The organism is Roseovarius halophilus (ex Wu et al. 2025), from assembly GCF_047086965.1.
The window spans coordinates 1-273 of sequence record NZ_JBKOTX010000632.1; the positions used below are offsets into that span (position 1 = coordinate 1).

Here is a 273-nt window from a genome sequence, read left to right on the forward strand (position 1 = left end):
GCGCTTCGCGGGCTTGTCGGCCCAGTCCTCGGGTACTTCGCCGTTCTTGATCGCTTTGTTCTCATCGCGGGTGTTGTGGTTCTTCGGCACCGCCACGATGGACGCGTCCAGGATCTGCCCGCCCCGCGCGATGTAGCCCTGCCGCGCCAGGTAGCCGTCGAACTGGCGGAACAGCTCTTCGACCAGACCCGTCTCCACCAGACCCTCGCGATAGAGCCAGACCGTCTTGGCGTCCGGCACCCGGTCCTCGAGCCCCAGCCCGAGAAACCGCAT

The 273-nt window shown here is 66.3% G+C and carries 1 protein-coding gene; it reads right to left on the bottom strand.

Annotated elements, in window-relative coordinates:
- The coding region (locus tag ACH107_RS33815; protein WP_412509924.1) for a transposase at nucleotides 1-273 on the bottom strand (273 nt) is incomplete at both ends.